Annotated in this window: 2 protein-coding genes; both read right to left on the reverse strand. The window is 37.9% G+C overall.

Annotation, left to right across the window (positions count from 1 at the left end; translation table 11 throughout):
* Positions 1–368, reverse strand: a 368-nt coding sequence (locus WBN20_RS07415; RefSeq protein WP_424281235.1) for a PKD domain-containing protein, incomplete at its 3' end; no start/stop codon positions are given.
* Between the two features lie 133 nt (positions 369–501).
* On the reverse strand, positions 502–1,854 hold a 1,353-nt coding region (gene lysS, locus WBN20_RS07420), incomplete at its 5' end, for a lysine--tRNA ligase (protein ID WP_424281236.1).

Here is a 1,854-nt window from a genome sequence, read left to right on the forward strand (position 1 = left end):
GCTATATCCGGAAATATAAAAAAGTCCTGGACTATAGCATCATTCACCAGAATTTGTTTGGAAACTGTTTTCGTTGCCATAGCTTCATCGAAAACCGTTAATGCGATGGTGTAATCTCCTGGCTTTCCGTAAACCACTGTAGGGTTTTCTTCTGTACGTGTTTCTCCGTTACCAAGATTATAGGAGTATGTACTAGCTCCTACAGAGCAATTGTTTATTTGCAGGTTTTCACCTACCAAAAGGACCTCTTTACTCACTTCAAAACATGCCTCTAATGTTGAGTTAGGATCAGGATCAGAAGGAGATGCGTCCTTGGAACAGGAAGTGAAAAATGCTGCTAAAATGATTAGAAAGTAGATTTTCTTCATAAAAACAGATTTGGGATTCTATTATTACAACGAAAATACCAGGGTCTTATTTTAATTTTTAACACTCATTCGATGAAATGCACTAGTCATAAAATACTGATAATGAATCAAATAAGAATAAAACATCTTTTTATTATTCATTTAATTTGCAAATAAGGGTATCGTCCTCTTTTGCCACTTTAGTTAACCCCAATTTGTTCAACCCTTTAAGCCCTTTATCCCAGGCCTTATTGCTTAATCCGGCAGCTTCTTTTAAATCCGTTAATGGCATGGATTTATGGGTTTTTAGGATGTTAAAAATCGCTTTTTCATTTTCATTTAATTCCAGGGGCTTTTTTTCGGGCCGCATTTGAGGAAAGAACAAAACTTCCTGAATAGAAGCATTATTTGTTAACAGCATCACCAGGCGGTCTACACCAATACCAATACCCGAAGTGGGTGGCATTCCGTATTCCAGGGCCCTAATAAAATCCTGATCAATAAACATGGCTTCATCATCGCCTTTCTCCGAAAGTTTTAATTGTTCTTCAAAGCGTTCAAGCTGATCAATAGGATCATTGAGCTCGGAATAGGCATTAGCAATTTCCTTACCGTTAATCATAAGTTCAAACCGTTCTGTTAAGGCCGGATTTGTTCGGTGTTCTTTAGTAAGCGGACTCATTTCTTTTGGGTAATCTATAATGAAAGTAGGTTGTATGTAATGATGCTCACATTTTTCACCAAAAATCTCATCAATGAGCTTGCCTATCCCCATACTTTCGTCTACTTCGACATTAACTTTTTTAGCCACTTCGTGCAGTTCTTTTTCATCCATTCCGGATAGGTCAAAACCGGTATGTTCTTTAATGGCATCAAGGATTGTGATACGAGGATAAGGAGCCTTAAAATCGATCTCCTTCTCACCCATGGTAACTTTTGTTGAACCATTGGCGTCTATGGCTACTTTTTGTAACAACTGTTCTGTAGTATCCATCATCCAATTGTAATCCTTGTAAGCTACATAGAGCTCCATAATCGTAAATTCAGGATTATGGGTACGATCCATCCCTTCATTTCTAAAATCCTTAGAAAACTCATATACTCCGTCAAAACCACCCACAATTAGTCGCTTTAGATAAAGTTCATTGGCTATTCTGAGGTAAAGAGGTATATCCAGTGCATTATGGTGCGTTATAAAGGGCCTTGCAGCCGCTCCTCCGGGTATAGGCTGTAAAACGGGGGTTTCTACTTCTAAATACCCTTTATCATTTAAAAACTCACGAATACTATTTGTAATTTTGGTTCGCTTTATGAAAGTGTCCTTAACAGAAGGATTAACTGCCAGATCTACATAACGCTGGCGATAACGTTGCTCTGGATCGTTAAACTCATCATAAACATTGCCTTCTGCATCTTTTTTTGGAAGTGGTAAAGGCCTTAAGGCTTTACTTAGAATTGTAAAATCTTTAACCATTACGGTTTTCTCCCCGACCTGGGTGATAAAAAG

Source organism: Eudoraea sp., from assembly GCF_049665975.1.
Lineage (GTDB): Bacteria > Bacteroidota > Bacteroidia > Flavobacteriales > Flavobacteriaceae > Eudoraea.